Genomic DNA, 3,368 nt, shown 5'->3' with positions numbered 1-3,368 from the left:
GCGTGCTGCGTCCACGGCAACTCCGCCTCACCCTCAGGACGCGAATGAATCGCGACCGTACGCCGCCCCGACACATCCGCCACACCCACCCGCACTTGCAGCTGTACGGCACCACGCTCCGCCAGGGTCAGCGGCGCGGCGAGCGTCAGCTCCTCGACCCGGTCGCAGCCGACCTCGTCACCGGCCCGGATCGCCAGCTCAAGCAGCGCGGTACCGGGAAGAAGAATCCTGCCCATCACGGCGTGATCAGCCAGCCACGGATGCGTCTGGGTGGAGAGCCGACCGGTGAGCAGCACGCCTTCGCCCTCGGCCAACTCCACCACGCCGTTGAGCAGCGGATGCCCCGCCGACGCAAGCCCGATCGCCGCCGCGTCGTCCGCACCACCGCGCAGACTCCTGGGCCAGAACGCCTGGTGTTCGAAGGCGTACGTGGGCACATCCACCCGCGAGGCCCCAGTACCGGCGAAGAACTCGGCCCAGTCCACGACAACCCCACGTACATGCAGCTCAGCGAGTGCGGTGACGGCCGAGGCTTCCTCGGGGCGGTTCTTGCGGAGGATGGGTACGGTCGCGGTTCCGTCCGGTACGGACTCCTGGGCCATGGCCGACAGCACACCGTCAGGACCCAGCTCCAGAAACGTGCGCACACCCTGCTCCGCCAGTGTCCGCACACCGTCCGCGAACCGGACCGCCTCCCGGACATGCCGCACCCAGTACCCGGGCGAGGACAACTCCTCCGCCGACGCCAGGGCTCCGGTCAGATTCGACACGACCGGGATCCGGGGAGCCGCGAACGACAACCCCTCCACGACGGTGCGGAAGTCATCCAGCATCGGCCGCATCAGGGGCGAGTGGAACGCGTGCGAGACACGCAGACGCGCAGTCTTACGCCCCCGCTCCGACAGACGCGCCGCCACCGCCAGGACAGCGTCCTCGTCACCCGAAATAACAACCGAAGCGGGGCCGTTGATCGCCGCGATCGACACCTCACCCGACAGCAGCGGAGTGACTTCGTCCTCCGTCGCCTGCACCGCCATCATCGACCCACCCACCGGCAACGCCCGCATCAACGACCCACGCGCCACCACCAGACGACAGGCATCCTCCAGCGAGAACACCCCCGCCACATGCGCCGCCGCGATCTCACCGATCGAATGCCCCGCCACGAACTCCGGCCGCACACCCCACGACTCCACCAACCGGAACAACGCCACCTCCACCGCGAACAACGCCGGCTGAGCACACCCCGTGTCATTCAGCGAGTCGGCGTCCTCACCCCACATCACCCCACGCAACGACCCACCCAACTCCGCTTCCAGCAGCGCGAGTACGGAATCCAACGCCTCCGCGAACACCGGAAACCGCCCATACAACTCACGCCCCATCCCCAACCGCTGACTCCCCTGCCCCGAGAACAGCACCGCCGTCTTCCCACCGACGACCGAACCCGACACCACCAAAGCGTCCGGCTCGCCGACCGCCAGGCCCGCCAGCGCGCGCACCATCTCCGCGCGCCCGCCGGCCGAGACCACCGCTCGGTGGTCGAACATCGACCGGCCCGTCGCCAGCGAGAACCCGACATCCACCGGCCGCAGCTCGGACCGCGCCTGGATGTAGGAGAGCAGCCGTCCTGCCTGGCCGCGCAGCGCCTCCGGTGTCTTGCCGGAGAGCACCCACGGCACCACACCCGGCTCCACCGCCGGGTCATCGCCCCCGGCGACCACCGTTCCCTGGATCACCGTGGCCGGCTGCTCCAGGATGACGTGCGCGTTCGTGCCGCTGATCCCGAACGACGACACAGCCGCGCGCCGCGCGCGACCGACCTCCGGCCACCGTGTCTGCTCGGTGAGCAGCTCCACCGCGCCTTCCGACCAGTCCACATGCGACGACGGAGCATCGACGTGCAACGTCCGCGGCAGCACCCCGTGCCGCATCGCCATGATCATCTTGATCACACCGGCGACACCGGCGGCGGCCTGGGTGTGCCCCAGGTTCGACTTCACCGAGCCCAGCAGCAGCGGCCGCTCCGGGTCCCGATCCTGCCCGTACGTCGCCAGCAGCGCCTGCGCCTCGATCGGGTCACCCAGCGTCGTACCCGTACCATGCGCCTCCACCACATCGACGTCATCGGCCGAGAGTCCACCACTGGCCAGCGCCTGACGGATCACCCGCTGCTGCGAAGGACCGTTCGGCGCCGTCAACCCGTTCGACGCACCGTCCTGGTTGACAGCCGAGCCCTTGACCACCGCCAGCACCTGGTGACCGTTACGTCGCGCGTCGGACAGCCGCTCAAGCACCAGCATGCCGACACCCTCCGACCAGCCCACACCATCGGCCGACTCGGAGAACGCCTTGCAGCGGCCATCCGGCGACAGACCTCGTTGGCGCGAGAAGTCGACGAACACCGTGGGCGTGGCCATCACGGTCACGCCGCCGGCCAGCGCCAGGGAGCATTCGCCGCTGCGCAGCGCCTGCATCGCCCAGTGCATCGCGACGAGCGACGACGAGCAGGCCGTGTCCACCGTCACCGCCGGACCTTCCAGACCCAGCGTGTACGACACCCGGCCCGACGCCAGGCTCGTGCTGCCGCCTCCCTGGAAGCCCTCGAACTCCGGACCGCCCAGCAGAGTGGTGTAGTCGCTGTACATGACGCCGGCGAATACGCCGGTCGCGCTGCCCTTCAGGGACACCGGGTCGATCCCGGCCCGCTCGATCGCCTCCCAGGACGCTTCGAGCAGCAGCCGCTGCTGGGAGTCGGTGGCGAGCGCCTCACGCGGCGACATGCCGAAGAACGCCGGGTCGAACTCGTCCGCGGTGTGCAGGAAGCCGCCTTCCCGTGTGTACGTGGTGCCCATGTGGTCGGGGTCCGGGTTGAACAGCCCGTCCACGTCCCAGCCACGGTTCGTCGGGAATCCCGAGATCGCGTCAGCGCCCTCGGTGACCAGCCGCCACAGATCCTCCGGCGAGGCCACCCCGCCCGGATACCGGCAGCTCATCCCGACGACCACGATCGGATCATCGGCCACCACGGCCCCACGCCCCGCCACGGGCAGCGCCACATTCGCATCGGCACCGGCATAGGCATCGACACCGAGCAACTCATCGAGCAGATGATCGACCAGCGCCTGAACCGTCGGGTAGTCGAAAGCCATCGTGGCGGGCAGCCGCAGCCCACTGGCGGTGTTGAGCCGGTTACGCAGCTCCACCGCCGTGAGTGAGTCGAAGCCCAGGTCGCGGAAGGCGCGGCCCGGGTTGACCGCGTTGCCGTCGGCATGCCCCAGAACCAGAGCCACCTGGCCACGTACGAGATCCAACAGCACCTCCTGACGTTCAACCACCGTCAATACGGCCAGCCGCTCCACCAGACC

The 3,368-nt window shown here is 69.2% G+C and carries 1 protein-coding gene; it reads right to left on the bottom strand.

Translation table 11 applies throughout. The features are described from left to right. Positions 1-3,368 (bottom strand): type I polyketide synthase (locus ACZ7LS_RS36740; protein ID WP_385341783.1); only part of this gene is annotated, 3,368 nt, incomplete at both ends.

It is taken from the genome of Streptomyces sp. NPDC039430 (genome assembly GCF_055639435.1).
This window is presented reverse-complemented; position numbering and strand designations above follow the sequence as displayed.